This is a genomic window from Aeoliella straminimaris (genome assembly GCF_024054565.1).
GTDB classification, from domain to species: domain Bacteria; phylum Planctomycetota; class Planctomycetia; order Pirellulales; family Lacipirellulaceae; genus Aeoliella; species Aeoliella straminimaris.
In genome coordinates this window covers 1-2,291 of record NZ_JAMXLR010000044.1, presented here as the reverse complement: position 1 = coordinate 2,291, position 2,291 = coordinate 1, and the positions used below count along the sequence as shown (strand labels likewise).

Genomic DNA, 2,291 nt, shown 5'->3' with positions numbered 1-2,291 from the left:
TGGCGCAATTTCTAACGCATCATGTTTCGCGTGGCATCTTGCTGGTGAGACGCCGCAGTACTTCTGCTCTGGATACACGACGCTTGCAGACCTGGCGATCGAATCGCCCATGCCCGAAGCGGTTGGGGCTTCGGCGATTTGCTTCAATCTTCGCTGTCACGTGGCAATTTTAGCCATTGTTCCGCCGAGGCCCGGTACGTGGTGGCCGCACACCTTTGACCAGCTGTCGAATAGCTTCAGTGACCGCCTCCGACTGATTCATCTCGGCCTTGGCTGCCCATACTTCCAACTTGGCTAGCAGTGCGGCTGGCACGCGAACCGCGATGTGATTCGTCGGGCCTTCTGGATGCTGCGGAGGACGGCCCCGCGGCCGTTTCTTCTTCGCCACTGGATTTCTCCCAGGTTTGTGTGCCACGAAAAGCCAGATCTTAGACCTTTTTGTGGCACAGAACAAGTTAAAGCAGTTTTTTGGGATTTGCTAATTGTGTTCCACAATAATAGCCAAGGAGCGGCGAATAATTATGTAGCACACAAGTGGTCGAGCGGCGGGCTCGGCCGAAACTAAACTAACTCACCAGTCGGGAGAACAAGTTTATGTCGCACGAAATTACTGCTACTGATCAAGTCGTACTCAATCGCAAGAGCGCCTGGCATGGCCTCGGTACTGTGATCGACGAAGACCTGAGCTGCGAAGCAACGGCTCGGAAATACGGGCTGGCGGAGCCGGTCGAAGGGATGCCGGTTTATATTCGCCATCCTGACACTGGGGAACTGGTCGAGATTGAGTCGCACCAGGCCAACGTGCGGATGATCAACACCCCGGAAGGGGACATCCCCGCGGTGCTCGGTGTGGTCGGCAGCTCTTACCAGATCTGCCAGAACATCGACCTGGCCAAGTTCATGGATGCCCTGGCCAACGAGTCGCACGGTGACGTGGTCACCGAGACCTGCGGCACGCTGCAGGGTGGCAAACGAGTGTGGTTCCTGGCTCGTGGCGGCAGCTACGACATCGGGGGCGACAAAACCTGGCAGTACCTGCTGGGCTCGAACTCGCACGGCGGTGATGCGTCGATTCGCTTCGACCCCACCGACATCCGCGTCGTCTGTGCCAACACCTGGCAGGCAGTGACCGGCAGCTTCCGCGAGCCGGAGAATCTGCGACGGGCTGGCTTCAGTGTCCGCCACAGCGGAAACCTGGAAGTCAAGCTCGACGAGTGCCGCAAGGCCCTCCGCAACTTCGACGCCGCACGTCGTAGCTCGCGCGAACTGGCCGAGCGTCTGGCCGACACGAAGATCGATCGCCGCAGTGCGGTGGCTTTCTTCAGCAGCCAGTACGCTGTCAGCGGCTTCGCTCTTCCCACCGAAGAGAATCTGCCGCAGCCGATCCGCGATAAGCGTCAGCGGGCGATGGACAAGGCCTACGGGCAGTTCATGGCACGCTACGACCGGGAGTCGGCGAAGTTTGGCGGTGAGACCGCCTGGCTAGCTCTGAACGCCTGGACCGGCTATGTCCAGCACGACAAGGCCAGCGCCGGTGCGGACGACACCGTCCGCGCTGAAAACCGGATCCGCTCGAACCTGTTCGGCGTGAACCGGGACCGCTCGACGGACGCGACGGTGAACGCTGTCGCTCAATTCCTGAGTGCGTGATCGAGACCACCGGGCCCCTTCGCGGGGGCCCGGGACTCCCGTCTTGCAAGAGATGGGGCACCCCGTCCTTTTTAGGCTCACCCGAGATCTTGCAGCACCTCTTTGACACACCATTTCACATGACGCCCTGGAGCAAGACGTATGAGCGTCCTCATCTGTAGCGACGAGACCATCAATAAGGTGGTGCACTTAGTGGCAACTGGCGATGTCGGTTTAGCATCTCGGCCTCCTCGCAGCGGCCTTGAGCTGTCGCCTGCAGCATTTGGCCTAGCTTCTCATGTCTAAGCCGATCAGCAGCTAGTCTTCGCAACTCATCGTAAACGAACGGCAACAGTTGCTCGGCAGCGAAGGGGCTCACTGTTCGATTTGAGATTGGATTCGGGTGAAATCGGCTATGACGTCGATTATGGCCGGAACTTGGCTCTGGTCTCACTCTTTCCCGCCGCTCAAATCCAGGCCGTCGCCAAGCCGAAGAATGCAGTGACAGAGCGATCATCCTAGTCCCCAAAAGTCACTGGCGTATCCAGACCGATGCGAGTTTGGGTATTTCCTTTGAGACAGTGGGTGCATCGACTTCGCTCTGCTGCCGGTTTTCCTAAAGCGCAGAGGTCGTCACCACCGCCAGCAGTTGGAACAGACCG

At 59.0% G+C, this 2,291-nt stretch carries 3 protein-coding genes; 1 reads left to right on the top strand and 2 read right to left on the bottom strand.

All coding sequences use genetic code 11. The features are described from left to right. Positions 1–169 precede the first annotated feature (169 nt). Positions 170–388 (bottom strand): ribbon-helix-helix domain-containing protein, encoded by a 219-nt coding sequence (locus tag NG895_RS13580; RefSeq protein WP_252853049.1) that lies wholly within the window; start codon positions 386–388, stop codon positions 170–172. Positions 389–594: 206 nt separating this feature from the next. On the opposite strand from NG895_RS13580, the gene NG895_RS13575 reads away from it, so the two are divergent. Continuing rightward, on the top strand, positions 595–1,650 hold the full coding sequence (locus tag NG895_RS13575) for a DUF932 domain-containing protein (protein ID WP_252853048.1): 1,056 nt from the start codon (positions 595–597) through the stop codon (positions 1,648–1,650). Between the two features lie 172 nt (positions 1,651–1,822). Here NG895_RS13575 and NG895_RS13570 read toward each other — a convergent pair whose 3' ends face one another. Next, complete coding sequence (locus NG895_RS13570; protein ID WP_252853047.1) at positions 1,823–2,146, bottom strand: ECF-type sigma factor; 324 nt, start codon at positions 2,144–2,146, stop codon at positions 1,823–1,825. Positions 2,147–2,291: the final 145 nt, after the last annotated feature.